The following is a 15,469-nucleotide window of genomic DNA, read 5'->3' on the forward strand; positions in this document are numbered from 1 at the left end:
GCGCCCCTCAGCCGTGGGAGCGCGATCGCTCAACGGTCCCACCGCTCCCACACAAGCTGAAACGTCTGTCTGCCTTGGGCTTTATGGCGCTTGATTGCCGGCGCCGCGGCGTTGCTCGACAAGTGCCCTCGCCGCGCGTTCCGCAGCGCGGGCGGAGCCGAAATGACCGCCGTCGAGGCTGTCAAAGACCCGCTCCGATGAGAAGAAGCGATAGCCGCGTCCGTCGCTGACGACGATACCAGCGGTTCGATCGAATACTTCGATGACATAGGCTTGGGACATGTCTGCTCGATCGCCGGCCTCTGGCGCTCCTGCCTGATTGTTGATCAATTCGGTTTTGTTGGTACAATCAACTACAGACGCCGGTCGCAGCCGAGACGGCGCGATGTGGCATGCGGCTTCGCATGTCGAACATCAACCTTCCGTCGCATTGCGGCGACCCTGAGCCGCACGATCTGCTGCTGACGACTATCCGGCAGAACAGCACGATGGTCAATGAAATGGCTATCCAAAGTTGATGAATTGGCGCGGTGCCGCATTCATCTCAGACTAGAAATGAGCAAAGTTCTAGCGACGCCGGCTGCAGAAGGTCGTTGCGGCGCGACGCCTCCTGACCGACACTGGCTCAACGCGCGGCCCCCAAGCCCCGCATTTGCACTCGGGCACATAGATCATTACGCGTCTCCAAACCTGCAAGCATCGACACTATGTTGCTGAAATGAATTGTCCTGTCTCGCGTTTTTCGAGAGAATTGCTTTTCTGCCAGTCTAAGCGCCCTCACACGCACAAGATTGAATTGGTTCCCGTCGAGACCGACGGTGACGCCGCAACGTTTCGTCCGTTCGACCGAAATCGGCCCACAGTGTCGACGAGGTCATCACCGTGACGACGACGTCGCCCGCGACGGTATGTGACTTCGATCGACCGCTGGCGCCGGATTGCGGCGCGGCCCGCGCAAAGCAGTGACGTGTCCGTCATGAGCTCGTGTGCTTCATCCCGATCGTGCCGTTGCACGACGCTCCCGGATCGGGACAACATCGTCTCCCGGCCGCCCGGCAAATATGTGCCGGCGGCAACGCGCCACCCCATCGCGCAAACAGCCGTCGTGAATCATTTGGATGCGTACCTCCCTGCCGACGCGGGGCAGATCGGCAAGCTGTCCATGGTGGCGAGCATTGATTCGGCGCGAACGCATCCCGCACAACGGGCAGTTGGCCGCCGCCATCTCCGAACGCGCTGTCAGAATTATCTGCGTCGGTCGACTGGCTTAGGCTGTCAAACGCAAACCCACGAGGCACAAGTGACGAAGCTCGGAAGCCAGTTCGCATGGCGTTGATACCTATGGAGAACCCGAGGTCGCCGGCGACACTCGTCGGAGTCGCACAAGGCCTCCGCGCTCCAATGCCGATATGTGTATGATGTGCTCACCTCGGTTGGCTAAACCCCGTTCGCCCGGCCGCCCTCACACAGCTCGTCCATCACGAAATTGCGCAAAGAGTCCTTCCGCGTGCGGGTGCCGGTGGATGCTGACAGATCCATACAAAATCACGCGCTTGCCCGAGCTGGGCCGGCGACACCAGATGACGATGGCTGCTGCCGCCGGCTTCACGGCGCGGCTTTGTTGCAGCCACTCTACTCACGGCAGAATGGCATGCGGTCCAGCGGGATCATCTGAAGGCGCTTGTATCGCACGTGACGTCAGGTTGTAGGCTGCCAATTCGAGTAGGCGACTTCCTTCGTCCTCCGGATAGGTTTTACACGAGCGTGACAGAGGCCTCTGTGGATATGCTTGATGTCATCGGCATCGGGATCGGCCCATTCAACCTCAGCCTGGCGGCACTGATTGAACCTACCCCGCTACGCGCGCTCTTTTTAGAGAAACGCGAGGGATTTTGTTGGCATCCGGGACTGGCGCTGCCGAACAGCAGGCTACAAGTGTCGCCACTTAAGGATTGCGTGACCCTGGTAGACCCTACCAGCCCCTATTCTTTCCTCAACTACCTTGCACTGCACGGGCGGCTCTACAGCTTCGTCAACAGACGCGACGCCTCAACCTCGCGGCGGGAATTTACCGACTATTACCAGTGGGTCGCACGACGGCTCAAGACGCTCCGCTTTGGCGAAGAGGTGGTCGACGTAGCGCCCTTCAGGGACGGCTACCGCGTCAACACGAGCACAACCACATACCTCGCGCGCGCTGTGGTGATAGGAATTGGCGTAGAGCCGAAGATTCCCGCGTGTGCTAGGCCCCTGATCGGCAACGCCGTCTATCATGCGGCCGAGTATCTCGAGCGCGATCCACCTGACGTCGGCGAGCATGTGCTCGTGGTGGGAGGTGGTCAGAGCGGTGCTGAGATTGTTGAGCACATGCTTAGTCGTCCCGTAGCGGCCCGGATTACGTGGGTGACGTCGCGGACAAACCTGTTTGCAATGGACGACAACAGTTTCGTTAACGAGGCTTACATGCCGGGGTACAGCCGGCGTTTTCACGCTCTCCCGCTCCAGCAACGTCGTGCCATCGTGGAGCAAGAGAAGCTGACAAGCGACGGCATTTCCGTCGAGTTGTGCAATCGCCTCTATGACCTGTTGTACGAACGCGGCGTTGAGGGCACGCTGGACGACAGTTTTCGTTTGTTGTCCAACGTTGTCCTAACGGACATCACGTCCCACAACAAACGTTGGCAAGTCGATCTGAGTGAGATCGCGGCGCAGCGAAATCACAGCATCCTGGTTGATCGCATAGTGCTCGCCACAGGCTTCCAGCCGCGCACCCCGCCCTTTTTGCAAACGCTCCTCCGGGGCGCGCGTATGGAGGATAGCCTGCCTGTCGTCGGCCCGGACTACGCGGTCCGGTTCGATCAACACATGCCAGGGCCGGTATATCTGCAGAACCAAAGCCGCCTGCAGCATGGGCTGCAGAGCGTCAATTTATCACTGGTCGCATACCGCAGCAGCCTCATTATCAATAGCCTGCTCGGACAACCGTTCTATCTCGATACGTCAGATCGGCAGATCCTGGACGGTCATGACACATCAGACATGCCCGAACCATGTAGTCGAGATGCGATGCCGTCCACGCAACCCATGGCCGCAATCACATGAGCCGAGCGTCGTTCTCCCCCGTACACGGCCGTCGTGTTGATGCGTCCGCTGTAGCTGCGGACGAGCTATCTGTCAGGCTACATCACCGCGCCTTTGGACCATTTCTGGTCGCATCGATTGTTATTGCAGCAGCTTACGGCACGAGCTTCCTATTGCCGGACTACATGCAGGCGCTCGGTAAGAGCAGTGAAACCGCAGGCTTTCTGATCTCCAGCGCCATGGTTGTGACGATCGTGTGCTGCTGCTCGGCAGGCTGGGTCGCGCAGCGCATCGGCATTATGCCGACGGTGGCCGCCGCCTCGATCACCATGGCGCTAGCCATGCTGCTCGTTGCCGGCGCAGTCCTCGACGAGCGAGCAGCTTATGCTGGCAGTATGCTGATGGGCGCGGGATGGTCGGTGTCCTTCATCTTGTCGCCGCTGCAGATCATTCGCCATCTCCGGCCCACCGCACGTATCCAATATTTAACCATTTTGTCCGGCTCACAAATGGCCGGGCTCGGTCTAGCCGCTCCACTCGGTCACTTCTTGGCAAACGTCACCGGCTCTTTGGCCATGGTCTATGTCCTGTTCGCGATAGCATGCGTCATCGCGACGATCTGCGTAGAAGTCGCACGACGTGCCATGTTGGACCTGTCCGCAGTGCCGATGCCGCATATCGAACTCACGGTAACTGAGACCGTAGCGCTCGTTCGAAAATCCACAGCTGCCCCCATCGCCATGATTGCGGTTGCTGCCTGCACTTTCTCGGGACTGTCGACGTATCAGAGTGCCTATGCCGCATCCCGTCACCTGAATTCCGACTTGTTCTTTTTGATATTTACCGCGTCCAGCGTGGCGCTACGCTTCTCTCTCGCCCACGTGATGGGCCGCCTGCCCGTACACCGACTTGCGCTCATGCTCTTCGCAGCTACTGGTGCGTCACTGGTACTATTCGTTGTCAACACCGGCAGCACCGCGCTCTATATCGTGGCCACGGCAATCTTCGCGACAGGCTATGGGCTCACCTACTCCACCCTGAACGGAATGGCCGTCAATCTTGCTGGCGACCACGGCGTGTCCGTGCCGGTCACCTCACAAATCTTCACGCTGGCATATTTCCTCGGATTGTTCGGCTTTCCGTTGGCCGGCGGGCAGTTGATCCGCGGATTTGGTCCCGACGTGATGTTGCTGACGCTATTGGGCGCGACGGCCTTGAATGCGCTGCTGGTAGCTGCGCTTCGAGTGAAGGCTACAACTGGTTACCTGTAATTTTGAGAAAGGAGCTCGCATATGCTGACCGAGGCGCAAAAAGCGAAATGGCAACAGGACGGATACCTCCGGCTCGAAGGCTTATTCGATCCGGCCGCTCGCGACGCGATTTCCAATTTCGTGGACGACGTCGCGCGCTGGGATGTAAGTGCCGACAAATGGATGATGTGGTTCGAGAAGACGGCCGGCAATCGCAAGATCATCTCAAAGGTGGAGAATTTCCTGGATTACCATGACGCTCTGCGCGAGGCGCTGTTGGCCGACGGCCGCATTCGCACGGCGGTCGAGACGCTACTCGAGGAGGACACGCGGATGTTAAAGGAACTGCTGATCTTCAAGTATCCTGATAGCGGCGGCTACCGCCCGCACCAGGACATTTATCATATCCCACACAAGATACCGGAACGCATGGTGCATGCAGTCGCAGCCATTGCGATCGACGATTCGCAGCCTGACAACGGCGGTCTTTTCTTCACGCCCGGTCGCCATAAGGAGGGAGTGTTTCCAATGGATGCCGGCGGCGTGATCAATCCAGAGGTCGCCGAGACCTTCACATGGGAACCGGTGTCATGGAAAGCCGGCGATGTGTTTATTTTCGACGACTACGCCCCCCACTATTCACTGCCAAATAAGAGCAATAGGCCCCGCCGCGCGCTTTATCTTGTGTTCCAGCGCGCATCTACGGGAGGTCCAACGCGTGCCGAGTATATGCGCATGAAGCGCGCCTACAACCCACCGGAAGGCAAGCTATCGGATCCGGAAAACCTGAACGCGCCTAACGGCATATTCTATCGCGATTGAGTGCCAATTCGAAGGAAGGACCGTCGTGTACACCAAGCAGATCGATCATTCTTTGATGCGAACAGAATATGGCGTGCTGGTCTGCCGTCTGTTGGAGCATCTTCCGGATGGTCTCAGCCCCGGGTTCGGCGCCTCGGTGGTGGAGGTCGCGCCCGGTGGTGCGGTCGATCTGCACGGGCACCACGAGCACGAACTGTGGGTGCTGATTTCCGGGCATGGAGAGTTCGAAGCTGACGGCCAGATGAGGCCGGTGAGCGAGACGACGTTGTGCTACATGCGACCAAACCAGCAGCACACGATCCGCAACGTCAGTCGGGACAGTTCTCTCAGATTTCTATCTATTTGGTGGGATTGACATGCGCACCTATTTTGTCTGTCCCGCTCCCCCCTGTCCTAACGGCAAGCTGCATCTCGGTCACGTCGGCGGCGTATACTTACTCGCCGACATGTTCACGCGCTTTCAGCGTATGGCCGGCCATCGCGCGTACTATATTACGGGAGCGGATGAGCACGGCACGTACACGCTGGTGAAAGCACGAAAACTTGGCCGACCGGTTAGCGACGTCGCACAGAAGCACGTTCACGAGATCTTGCAGTGCTTGCGCGCGGTGCAAATCACGCCTGATGCGTTTGTGCGTACATCTAGCGAGACCCACAAAGAGAATGCGCTGGCGATTTTCCGCGAATTGCAGGAGGCCGGCTATGTCGACGTGCGCGACGGTGTCCAGCTCTATTGCGAACACTGCGACGAATTCGTGGCCGACTCGCTGGCAGTGGGCGCCTGTCCGGCATGCGATGCGACGACCGACAGCAATTTGTGCGAAGACTGCGGGCTAGCTGTTCAGCACGACACCCTACGCGACGCGCGGCACACCACGTGCGGCGGCTCGCTTGGGCTAAGGCCGATCAAGCAGGCCGTGTTTGATATACCCCGGCTGGCTCAGGTGCTGGACAAAGCCATTGAACAAAGCGCGTGGCCCGGGGTTATCCGCGACAAGGCGCGCACTTGGTTAGCCGGCGCCGTACATGGCTTGCCGATGTCACGCCACTTCAGTCATGGCGTCAAGCTAACACAGCCTGAACATTTGATTGGCCAAACCCTACTCACATGGTTTGAGGGCCTGTGGAGTTTCGACACTGGGATTCGCGAGCTATGCGACCGTGACAATCTGGACGCCGACTCGGCATTGCACGATCCGAACACCCAGCTTTTGTTTTTCATGGGCCAGGATAACCGGTTTTACTACACGGTAGGTGTGACAGGCACCCTGCTCGCGCGCGGCTACCCGATTCCCAAGAATCATTCCGTCCAGGATTTCTACAAGCTCGAGGGCGAAAAGTTTTCGACTAGTCGTGACCATGCCCTTTGGGCCGATGAGGTGACGCGAGACGTGGACGCCAGTGTACTCCGCTACGCGCTGGCGCGAGTAGCCAAGCCATTCGACAGCAATAGGAACGACTTCGATGTTGACAGCCTGATCATGGCAGCGTCACGCCTTCGGATCTGGGAGGATGCGTTACGCCACTCAGCCAACAACGCACGCACAGTGGACAACAAGCACCTCTGCCCTATTCTCCGCAGCCTGGTTCAGCGTTATGCCGATGCGATCGAGTCGCTGCGTTTCTGGGATGCGCTTGATATCATCGACACGTACCTGGAGGTGGCCGACTTTGCCCGCGAGGACAATGGTACGTGGAATGCTGCGACGATCTCATTGTTCCTGAGTCTGCTTTATCCCGTGGTACCTGAGCTAGCGATACGCTACGGTCAGCATTTCTTCGGCGCGGCCTGGCAGCCGTCCCTCACGAAACCTGCTGCAGCCGCTGCGCTGCCGGGCGCAAGAGTGGACTTCCCGTATTTCAGTGCGGCGGTATCTGCGAACTTCATTGCAGCGTACAACACGCGTTTTCGCACAGAACAGGTGAGGCAATCTGTTTGAGAGACAAAACCATGACTTCGCGGGCCTCCAACCGTAGCGCTCTCGCTCAGGGCTTTGCCCCGTTCTCTTACTCAGGTGCGAAGCACGCCATCAATTTCGGTTACGGCCTGCCCGATCCGGTGATGTTTACAGAGCTGGCCTGGCCGGATGCATTTAACCGGGATACCGGGGTCGCACCCGCCGATCTGCCGCAGTATACGGATGCGCTGGGTTTACCCGAGCTCCGTACAGGGCTCGCAGGGCGCTACGGTGTGCGCCATGACCAAGTTATCCTGACGGGTGGCGCTTCACAGGCTTTGCAATTGATTGCCGACGCTTGGATCGACCCAGGCGATATCGTCCTGACCGAGGACCCGTGCTATTTGGGCGCATTGCGAACGTTTTCGATCGTTGGTGCGAACGTCCTCCAGCTCGGTATGTGCGCAGAAGGAGTCGATCTGAATGAACTCGAAGCAATGTTGGGTAGCAATACCCGCGTGACGCTTTTCTATACGACGCCAGCATTTCATAACCCGACCGGGCGCCAGATGTCGCGCACCCATATGGCCCGGGTGGCAGCGCTACTCGACCATTATGGCGTGGCGTTGGTACAGGATCTTGTGTATGCGGAGCTGCCCTATAACGGCACGGTTGATTGGTTGGCACCAGGCGGCAACGTGATCAACATCCATAGCATCTCCAAGGTCGCCGGACCGGGGTTACGGGTAGGCTGGGTGCTTGCGGAGTCGGACATCATCAACAGGCTTGCACGGCTAAAATGCGATGGCGGCGTAAGCCCCATCGTCAGTAATATCGTTTTAGCGTTGGTGCAATCGGGCGCCATTGATGCGCACATTGCGCGCCTGTGCCAGCATTATCGGGCCAAGCGGGATATCCTGCATACACTTTTGCAGTCTAGCCGCTTTTGCGAGCCAGAGTATGTCGTACCAAGCGGTGGTTTCTCGTTTTGGGTGCGGTTGGCTGCTGGTCTCGAGGTTGAGACTTTCATTGAGGCTGCACGTCGCGAGCACGCCGTTCATCTCATAAATGGTCGCAATTATGGCCCACGAAGTGGCGATCATGTACGCCTGTGTTTTAGCTATCTCCCCGCATCGCTCATTGAGCAGGGCCTGGCGCGATTGGGTACCTTGCACGCGACCTAACTAAGCTTCACACACATAACGTCGCCTGCGCCCGCACGGCTTCCAGCGCGATCGTTGCCTTCAGTGCCGCGTCGATCTTGCGTCTGGTGTTCGTCGTCATCATGGGCTCCGCCTATCAAACGGAGCGAGCCCTTCCAATCAAGTCCGTGGCCCGAAAATCGGGGTCCATTACAATCCAGCTGATCTTGTCGGATATCCTTCAGTGTCGATTGTCGGTTTTGAGACAGTTGGAGCCATGTGACGCGACGTCCGCTTCAAGGCTCTTGAAGATGCTTGGATCAAGGGTCTGCAGAAGCGCCAGTTTCAGTTCGGCACGCCATTTGCGTGTCGGAAGGACATCACTGAGCAATCGGTGATGTGGGGCGGATCCACCGCCTGACAATACCCGACGTTGCGCCACTCCGTTTGTAATCGGAACGAGGTGGTATGCAATGGTACGCCTGGGCGGTTGCGGCGCGGTCGCTCACAGCCTCGTCGGGATGCCCTGGGGGTGTACGAACACGAAGACCCTTGCGTACGACAGGACAGTGTCCTGAACGCAGGAACATAGTGAATAGATGGAAATCCAAATGCAGCCTATTGAACACGCCGCGTTTCCACATCCGGACCACTGGCGCTCCAGGTTCGAAGATTTGCCTTTGCTAATAGAGGGCGAATCGAAGGTGATCCGCGTTATCGACGATCAAAGCGTCATCGTGCGCCTAAAACCCACGTTGTTTTCGTACTCCGCAAATCGCGCTGCCACAGTTGAGGGCACCGACTGGTTACGTCTACGCATCAGCGAGCGGCTTTGGCGGATGCTAGAGACTGAGGGTGTGCCTTCCACGATCGTGCACGTTGGTGACGACTATTACATCAGTCAGCGAGTTGCGGCTCCGCCTATCGAGGTCATCGTGAAGGCTGCCCATGTCGGGACACCAAAACATATTTACCTCGGGTTGGAGACTTTTCCAACGCGTCATGGCGGATACCTCCGACCCGATCAACGACACGAACCCTATGTGCGCTTCGACTGGCGCAACCCACTACCACATCGGGACGAATGCATGCCGAACTGGCTGGCGGACCGCTTCATCGATACGGATGCTGCCAGGCATTTGGCTTTGCGAGCCTTCAAGGCGCTAACGAGACTCTTGGCATCGTGTGAAATTGAACTCCTCGATATTTGCTTTTTTATCACCGCCGAAGGCGATGCGATATTTGGCGAGGTTTCACCAGACTGCATGCGCGCCAAGCACGCGTCAAATGATTTAGATAAGGACCTTTGGCGCAAAGGCAAAGATCCAGAAACTATTCTCCGCCAGTGGCGAGCGTTTCTGGATCGGCTGAAAGTGCTTCCATGAAGATGAGCAATCCAACAGCCATCATCTTTGACTGGGGTAACACCCTCTGCGACTATCCATTACGGACCGAGGCCGCACAGGTTGAGTTCTTGCATGATTTCCTCACCGATCCGTCCAGCTTTACAGATTTGGCCACTGTCACAGCGCCGAGATCCATCGCTAGCGCAGCGTTGCAGGCGCTGAACAAAGAGCGCGAGGATTGTCGTGTGGTTTCTTTCGCCGACCGGTTGAGATGCGTGCTGGCACCCGACATGGATGACGCGGATGCAGCGCTACTCGAGCTGCGCCTCTGCGAAAGAATCTTTGCCAGTGGCCGGCTCATGCCAGAAGCGGAGAAAGTCATTGCTACAGTTCGCCGAATGGGCTACCGGACGGCGATCTTGTCTAATACGCCTTGGGGAACGAGCCACAGGTTGTGGCGAGCCGAGGTAGGTCGGCACACAAACGTCAGCCGCAACTGCGATCTTGTCATGTTCTGCGGCGATTGCGGTTATCGCAAGCCCAGCCAAGCCGCTTTTGAAGCCTGTTTAGAACTTTTGCGTGAGGCGCCAGACGGGGTCATCATGGTAGGTGATAGCTTTCACTCGGATGTTCTGGGCGCACGCGGCGCGGGATGCCGAGCAGTCTGGTTTTGCCGTGACGCCTCGTTGCCAAAAGACGAATCGGTCGCTGTCATGACGACGCTCGATGACATCATTTCGCTCCTCGGCAAGGGTGCATAAGCAGTACCGGTAATTTTCTAAGAAGCGTTTGTGACTCTGGATGCCGCTGTGCCACACTCAGATTGAGCACTACAGTTGATGCGCCGGGAAACCGGCAAGGAGTAGGTGATGGACATCCACTGCGAAGAGGACGTAAGTGCTGCTCTTCGCTCCTTCCCGGCACGACGCGCATGCTCGGTCGCGTCAGCGCATCGCAGATTGCTTCTGCATCTGCCGCGACATTCTTGCCGCGCTTGAGGCAGCCTCTGGACGTAGCCCGGCGGCACCAGCCGGACCTGGTGGCCGAGCGCGATCAATTCGCCGGCTACAATGGTGCGCAATCGCGCACGCCTCGCTACCGATCAGGCACGGAGCGAGCCCGGCTAAGAACGCCAGCAGATCGAGCGGTCGCGCAGAGAAGCTGGCGTCGTCTCGATGCCGCAATCACTTGCCAAAACTCCTTCTCGGTCTGACATTCAGCGACGGGATCGGGGTCAGTCAAGCCCCAGTTGCCGCCTCCTGACCGGCCAAGCCGTCACCAGAATTCTGCGATAGCTCGCGATGACGCTGCAACCAGCTGGGCGGTTGTGCGAGGAACGATTATAGCAGTGAACGCGAGCTCACGCGCCTCCCAATCATGATAGGGGGATCTGCCCTCCGGCTTGCGATATTGTTCGACCATTCAAACCGATCAATCGCTCGCAACCGAAAGCGCCGCAGCGGACGGGAAATGAAGGTCGGTCCGTCCAAAAATCGTGGGAAGCTCTCAGAGCCGCGGTGGGAATTCGCCCAGGCGAGCGAAAGCAAGATGAGAGGTTAAGGCCGGAGGGCGATCATGAATACAAGATTGGCAGGTCATGCGCGCCAGAGCGCATATGATGTTCTTCTGAGCGATCTGGATGTCAGCGACGTCAAGCGCTTTCAGGATGACAGCATTTGGCCTTACTTCGAGCGGCTACGAAAGGAAGATCCCATCCACTACTGTAGCGATAGCCCGCACGGTCCCTATTGGTCCATAACAAAATACCACGACATCGTTGCAGTCAACATGACTCACGGCGTGTTCTCGTCAGAGCAAGGCGTCACGATCGTCGATTTGCCGGAGGAGTATTGGACTCCGAGTTTCATCAAGATGAGCCCTCCGAAACATGGCGAGCAGCGCAACACGATCAGCCCGATAGTGGCACCGGAGAATCTGGCCAAGCTCGAGGGCTTGATCCGTCGGCGGGTCAAGGCCATTCTGGATGGCTTGCCGCGCAATGAAACCTTCGACTGGGTCGATAAGGTCTCGATCGAGTTGACGACGCAAATGTTGGCGACGCTGTTTGATTTTCCATTTGAGGATCGGCGGCTGCTGACCTATTGGTCTGACGTCGCCGCCACAACTCCGCGAACTGGCCACGAGATCGACACTTGGGAGAAGCGACGGGCAGTCCTGTCCGGGTGCTTGGACTATTTCACACGACTTTGGAACGAGCGCAAAAATGCCGAGCCCCGCGCCGACTTGATTTCGATGATGGCGCACTCACCGGCGACTCGGAATATGGAGCCACCCGAGTTCCTGGGAAATCTCATCCTGCTGATCGTAGGCGGGAATGACACCACGCGCAATTCGATGAGTGGAGGCGTATTGTTCATGAACCAGAATCCGTCCGAGCTCCGGAAGCTACGCGAGAATCCTGTGCTGGTATCGAGTGCCGTCTCCGAGATCATACGCTACCAGACGCCGATCGCACACATGCGCCGCACTGCCATGGTCGATATCGTGATAGGCAACAAGCAAATCAGACGAGGCGATAAGGTCGTCATGTGGTACATTTCCGGGAACCGCGACGATGAGGCCATCAACCACGCCGACAACTTCATCATCGATCGGAAGAACCCACGGCAACATCTCTCGTTCGGATTTGGCATCCATCGCTGCGTCGGTAGACACCTTGCGGAACTGCAGCTGAAGATCCTTTGGGAAGAAATGCTGAACAGGCGCCTCGACATCAAGGTCGTCGGCGAGCCGGAACGAGTCGCATCTAACTTCGTGCACGGTTACTCCGCCCTCCCAGTGCAGATGGCAGCTTAGGCAATAGGCTTCTCCTTGCAATCGATCTGAGATGAGCCGGAGATTGCAACCGTGAGCCGGTCCGAGCAGTCCCACGCTGGGAGAGGGCTTCTCGCGATCTTCGAAAGCCCCGGCGGATGTCCAGGCGGCACTTGTCGAATATTCGATGAGTGCACTCCCGCCAACGCCGGCGGCGCAAAAGCGAGTTCATTTGGCAATGTCGGGTGACGTCGCTCAACGTCGTCACCCGAAAAGATCGCTTATTTGCGGTTTTTCGTGTTGGAGAGTTTCTCGCCTGGCCCGTCCTTGGCCTCCCCTTTACCAGCGGATATCAATTTCGACTTGTCGCCGCTGCCGAACGTGAAAGTGTCAGCGCCGGCGCTGATCCCATTCCATACCACGGGCTCGGCGAGCGAGAGGAGCCAAAGCCCTTGAAAACCCGATGCGGCATTGAGCTGTCCCGTCCACACGGTCGTTGAGCTGCAGCCCCCGAAGTTGACTGTAAAGCTGATCGCTGTGCCGCTATTGGTTTGGGCCAGCCAGCCTGTCATCGGCTGAGGGGCGCCTTCGTCGCAGCTATTCGTTGCGTTATTTGTATAGGTGCCGGAAATGGCGCCCGTGCTCTGGTCGTAGCTGTTGACCGCCAGAACCGAGCCGTATTGGTTGTTCCAGGTCCAGATGGGCTGCGCCCGTGCGGGTGCCGCCATTAGCAGCCCAAGGCCAGCCAAAGCCATCCATCTTGTGAGTGTCCGTTTAGCTTGATGCATCACCGACTCCATGTCGCTTCAGAAAGATCGCGCTTTGCATATAAACCTCTCTTTCAAGATTTACAATCCAACCGTGCATTCTATTATACCGCCCTTACGAGTTGCTTTATTCGATATGCCGTTTAGGTTTGGGCCAATCGTGCTTTTCATTCAGCACGGCGAGGGACAACTTCCTCCACAATGTCGGTCGGCGCCGGCGCATCGGTCTAACCCATATGTGGGAACGGCCTGGGCCGCGAGATCTTTCGTGGTTGAACAAGAGATGACTGTGCGGTCATGAGTTCCGCTTCGAGTAAGGCACTTGGCCGCTGGCGAACGCGCGGCTTCCAGCGCCATGCTTTCATCAAACAAAACGGCCACTATAGGAACGGAACATATTATTTTCCTGTAGACGGCAGTGGCGTCGTCTCGGTCCGGGTGGGCAGTATCGGATACTCAATCTTGGGCAGCTGCCCGGTCAGCGAATTCAGAAACGCGACAATATCGTTCTGTTCCTTATCGCTAAGCTTGGCGCCAAGCTGAACTTCAGCCATCACGCCGACAGCTTGCTTAAGGCTCCAAACCTGACCCGAATGGAAGTATGGCGGTCGCAACGCGACGTTGCGCAACGGTGCTGCACGAAAAACGTATTCGTCGCTGGCCACTTTTGTGACGGCGGATCTGCCTTTGTCGGCGGTCGGAAGCAAGCTTGTGCTTGGTCTTTCGACGGCGCCAAATGGAAAGTAATCCTGTCCGCCAACGTTGATTCCATTGTGACAGGAGGAGCATCCTGTTTCCATGAATAGCTTCAATCCAGCTTTCTGCTGAACGTTGAGAGCATTTGGATCGCCTTCAAGGTACTGATCGAAAGGGGCCGCGGGCGTAATGAGAACCGCTTCAAAGGCCTCGATCGACTTCGCGAAGTTGTCAAAGGTGACTGGCGATGCCTCGATTGGAAAGGCCTTTTTGAACATGACCACATAGTCGCTCATCGAGTTCAGCGTGTTGATCACATGCTCTGGAGTCGCGTTCATTTCAACACTCGCCTGCACGGGGCCCTTTGCTTGCGCCTTGAGATCCGGCGCCCGCCCATCCCAGAACTGCGCCACATTGAAGACCGCGTTATATACGGTGGGGGCCCGGCGTGGCCCTAGTTGCCAGCCGTGACCGATCGATGTCGGACCCGCATCCGCTCCGCCGGTACCTAGATTGTGACAAGTATTGCAGCTAATGATCCCGCTAGCCGAGATTCGCGGATCGAAGAACAGCATCTTACCGAGCTCGACCTTCTCGTGGATAACCGGGTTGTCCTTCACCGCAGGAACGACCGAGGGGATCGGTTTGAACGTCCGCCTAGCAGCGTTCATCAAATCATCGTCTGCGCCTGCCTGTGACGAGACGAGTATCGCAATGGCCGCGACACACAACTTGCGTACAAGGTGGACTTCCAGGACCGCGGGCTTCTTTCTAATATGGATCATCGGTACCAGTTCTCATTGATGCTCTGGGGAATTGGAAGACATGACGCCGGGCTCGTCGCCCGTGGCGTTAATGCAGCTGCAACTCACCTGACGTTCACGCTCGAGTCGCCGCGGCAAATCATCACAATAGAGCGACGCGCTTCAGGCTTTTCTCACGCAAAGTTCTTCCGAAAAGTCGCCGATCTTTTCCGAGTTGTTCGCTGGCACCAGATGCTGCCGATCTGCGCAGCGTTTGCCCGGCTCCTGCAGTTTAACCCCTGTGCTGTACTTGGCTAAACTCCATTAGCGAGCGAACGCATTCCGCCTCCCGCGAAAGCGCGTCACGTGATACCAGCGGTCGGTTATATGGCTTCCAATGGCAATATGCGCGACGTTGAGGATCATTGCAGCATTCGGCATGCTCGTCGGCGTTAGTCGGCGCCTTTTAGACGAACTGCACCACGCAGGAATTCCAGTTGGGATAACACTGGTAATGGTCCACTTCCTTCCGGTCTACGGCTCTAGGTCACGAGCGCACGTAGATCTGCAAGGAGCCGACAACCGGCTTGATGGAGACGATACCGCGCACCCGGTCCTCCACCCTTTCAGAGGACCCGGGACGCGAACAGCAAGTCTCGTACCAAATGCGGCACCCGCCGAGCTCCGCGCAGAAACAAGCGCTTGAGAAGCTCGACGAGCAATTGCGGCGCATCACCCGATTGAAGCAATCGCGACCTATGTCGGACATGGGACACACGATTCGCTACAGCTGAGACATTGGTGAATATCGAACGGAGCGGCTGGAGATATCTTTGCGCGCTACAGATGTGCGAGAGCGGGGCACATACTACAGTCAACGATCCCAGCGTTCACCAAGGATACAAACACTTGCACCAGATTGCATAAATCATGCCTTGCCAACACCTTG

12 protein-coding genes and 1 pseudogene are annotated in these 15,469 nt (G+C 57.5%); 9 read left to right on the top strand and 4 right to left on the bottom strand.

Annotated features, from left to right (window positions below):
• Positions 1-81 precede the first annotated feature (81 nt).
• Positions 82-282: a hypothetical protein gene (locus RAD10_RS24800; protein ID WP_027544377.1), complete on the bottom strand. Its 201-nt coding sequence runs from the start codon at positions 280-282 to the stop codon at positions 82-84.
• Between the two features lie 1,503 nt (positions 283-1,785).
• Here RAD10_RS24800 and RAD10_RS24805 point away from each other — a divergent pair.
• From RAD10_RS24805 to RAD10_RS24840, 8 genes are all read left to right on the top strand, one after another.
• Positions 1,786-3,102 (top strand): lysine N(6)-hydroxylase/L-ornithine N(5)-oxygenase family protein, encoded by a 1,317-nt coding sequence (locus RAD10_RS24805; RefSeq protein WP_458180839.1) that lies wholly within the window; start codon positions 1,786-1,788, stop codon positions 3,100-3,102.
• Positions 3,099-4,352, top strand: a complete 1,254-nt coding sequence (locus tag RAD10_RS24810) for an MFS transporter (protein WP_458180774.1) — start codon at positions 3,099-3,101, stop codon at positions 4,350-4,352. Before RAD10_RS24805 ends, RAD10_RS24810 begins: the two co-directional genes overlap by 4 nt.
• Before the next feature lie 21 nt (positions 4,353-4,373).
• Positions 4,374-5,153 (top strand): phytanoyl-CoA dioxygenase family protein, encoded by a 780-nt coding sequence (locus RAD10_RS24815; RefSeq protein ID WP_458180773.1) that lies wholly within the window; start codon positions 4,374-4,376, stop codon positions 5,151-5,153.
• Between the two features lie 25 nt (positions 5,154-5,178).
• Positions 5,179-5,508 carry a cupin domain-containing protein gene (locus RAD10_RS24820; protein ID WP_461619548.1) on the top strand — a complete coding sequence of 110 codons (330 nt, stop codon included), beginning with the start codon at positions 5,179-5,181 and terminating at the stop codon, positions 5,506-5,508.
• A 1-nt stretch (position 5,509) separates the two neighbouring features.
• Positions 5,510-7,093, top strand: a complete 1,584-nt coding sequence (locus RAD10_RS24825) for a class I tRNA ligase family protein (protein WP_461619549.1) — start codon at positions 5,510-5,512, stop codon at positions 7,091-7,093.
• Positions 7,090-8,235: an aminotransferase-like domain-containing protein gene (locus RAD10_RS24830; protein ID WP_461619550.1), complete on the top strand. Its 1,146-nt coding sequence runs from the start codon at positions 7,090-7,092 to the stop codon at positions 8,233-8,235. Before RAD10_RS24825 ends, RAD10_RS24830 begins: the two co-directional genes overlap by 4 nt.
• Positions 8,236-8,804: 569 nt before the next feature.
• The gene (locus RAD10_RS24835; protein WP_461619551.1) at positions 8,805-9,578 is read left to right on the top strand and encodes a phosphoribosylaminoimidazolesuccinocarboxamide synthase; all 774 of its coding nucleotides are present in this window, start codon (positions 8,805-8,807) and stop codon (positions 9,576-9,578) included.
• Positions 9,575-10,300, top strand: coding sequence for an HAD family hydrolase (locus RAD10_RS24840; protein WP_461619552.1), 726 nt, complete (start codon positions 9,575-9,577; stop codon positions 10,298-10,300). Before RAD10_RS24835 ends, RAD10_RS24840 begins: the two co-directional genes overlap by 4 nt.
• Before the next feature lie 139 nt (positions 10,301-10,439).
• Here RAD10_RS24840 and RAD10_RS24845 read toward each other — a convergent pair.
• Positions 10,440-10,669 (bottom strand): annotated as a pseudogene (locus tag RAD10_RS24845) (IS110 family transposase); the annotation flags it as partial.
• Between the two features lie 445 nt (positions 10,670-11,114).
• On the opposite strand from RAD10_RS24845, the gene RAD10_RS24850 reads away from it, so the two are divergent.
• A complete protein-coding gene (locus tag RAD10_RS24850; protein ID WP_461619553.1) occupies positions 11,115-12,356 on the top strand; it encodes a cytochrome P450 in 1,242 nt (413 codons plus the stop codon).
• A 239-nt stretch (positions 12,357-12,595) separates the two neighbouring features.
• On the opposite strand, the gene RAD10_RS24855 is transcribed toward RAD10_RS24850, so the two are convergent.
• Both RAD10_RS24855 and RAD10_RS24860 read right to left on the bottom strand, forming a co-directional pair.
• A complete protein-coding gene (locus tag RAD10_RS24855; protein WP_461619554.1) occupies positions 12,596-13,102 on the bottom strand; it encodes an avidin/streptavidin family protein in 507 nt (168 codons plus the stop codon).
• A gap of 377 nt (positions 13,103-13,479) precedes the next feature.
• Entirely contained in the window at positions 13,480-14,562 is a 1,083-nt protein-coding gene (locus RAD10_RS24860) for a cytochrome-c peroxidase (protein WP_461619555.1), read from the bottom strand.
• Between the last annotated feature and the right edge of the window lie 907 nt (positions 14,563-15,469).

The organism is Bradyrhizobium sp. 23AC, assembly GCF_054863025.1.

Coding starts and splice junctions, on each gene's coding strand:
- RAD10_RS24810 (WP_458180774.1), top strand. CDS start 3,099: ATGAGCCGAGCGTCGTTCTCCCCCGTACACGGCCGTCGTGTTGATGCG.
- RAD10_RS24800 (WP_027544377.1), bottom strand. CDS start 282: ATGTCCCAAGCCTATGTCATCGAAGTATTCGATCGAACCGCTGGTATC.
- RAD10_RS24835 (WP_461619551.1), top strand. CDS start 8,805: ATGCAGCCTATTGAACACGCCGCGTTTCCACATCCGGACCACTGGCGC.
- RAD10_RS24855 (WP_461619554.1), bottom strand. CDS start 13,102: ATGCATCAAGCTAAACGGACACTCACAAGATGGATGGCTTTGGCTGGC.
- RAD10_RS24840 (WP_461619552.1), top strand. CDS start 9,575: ATGAAGATGAGCAATCCAACAGCCATCATCTTTGACTGGGGTAACACC.
- RAD10_RS24805 (WP_458180839.1), top strand. CDS start 1,786: ATGCTTGATGTCATCGGCATCGGGATCGGCCCATTCAACCTCAGCCTG.
- RAD10_RS24860 (WP_461619555.1), bottom strand. CDS start 14,562: ATGATCCATATTAGAAAGAAGCCCGCGGTCCTGGAAGTCCACCTTGTA.
- RAD10_RS24825 (WP_461619549.1), top strand. CDS start 5,510: ATGCGCACCTATTTTGTCTGTCCCGCTCCCCCCTGTCCTAACGGCAAG.
- RAD10_RS24850 (WP_461619553.1), top strand. CDS start 11,115: ATGAATACAAGATTGGCAGGTCATGCGCGCCAGAGCGCATATGATGTT.
- RAD10_RS24815 (WP_458180773.1), top strand. CDS start 4,374: ATGCTGACCGAGGCGCAAAAAGCGAAATGGCAACAGGACGGATACCTC.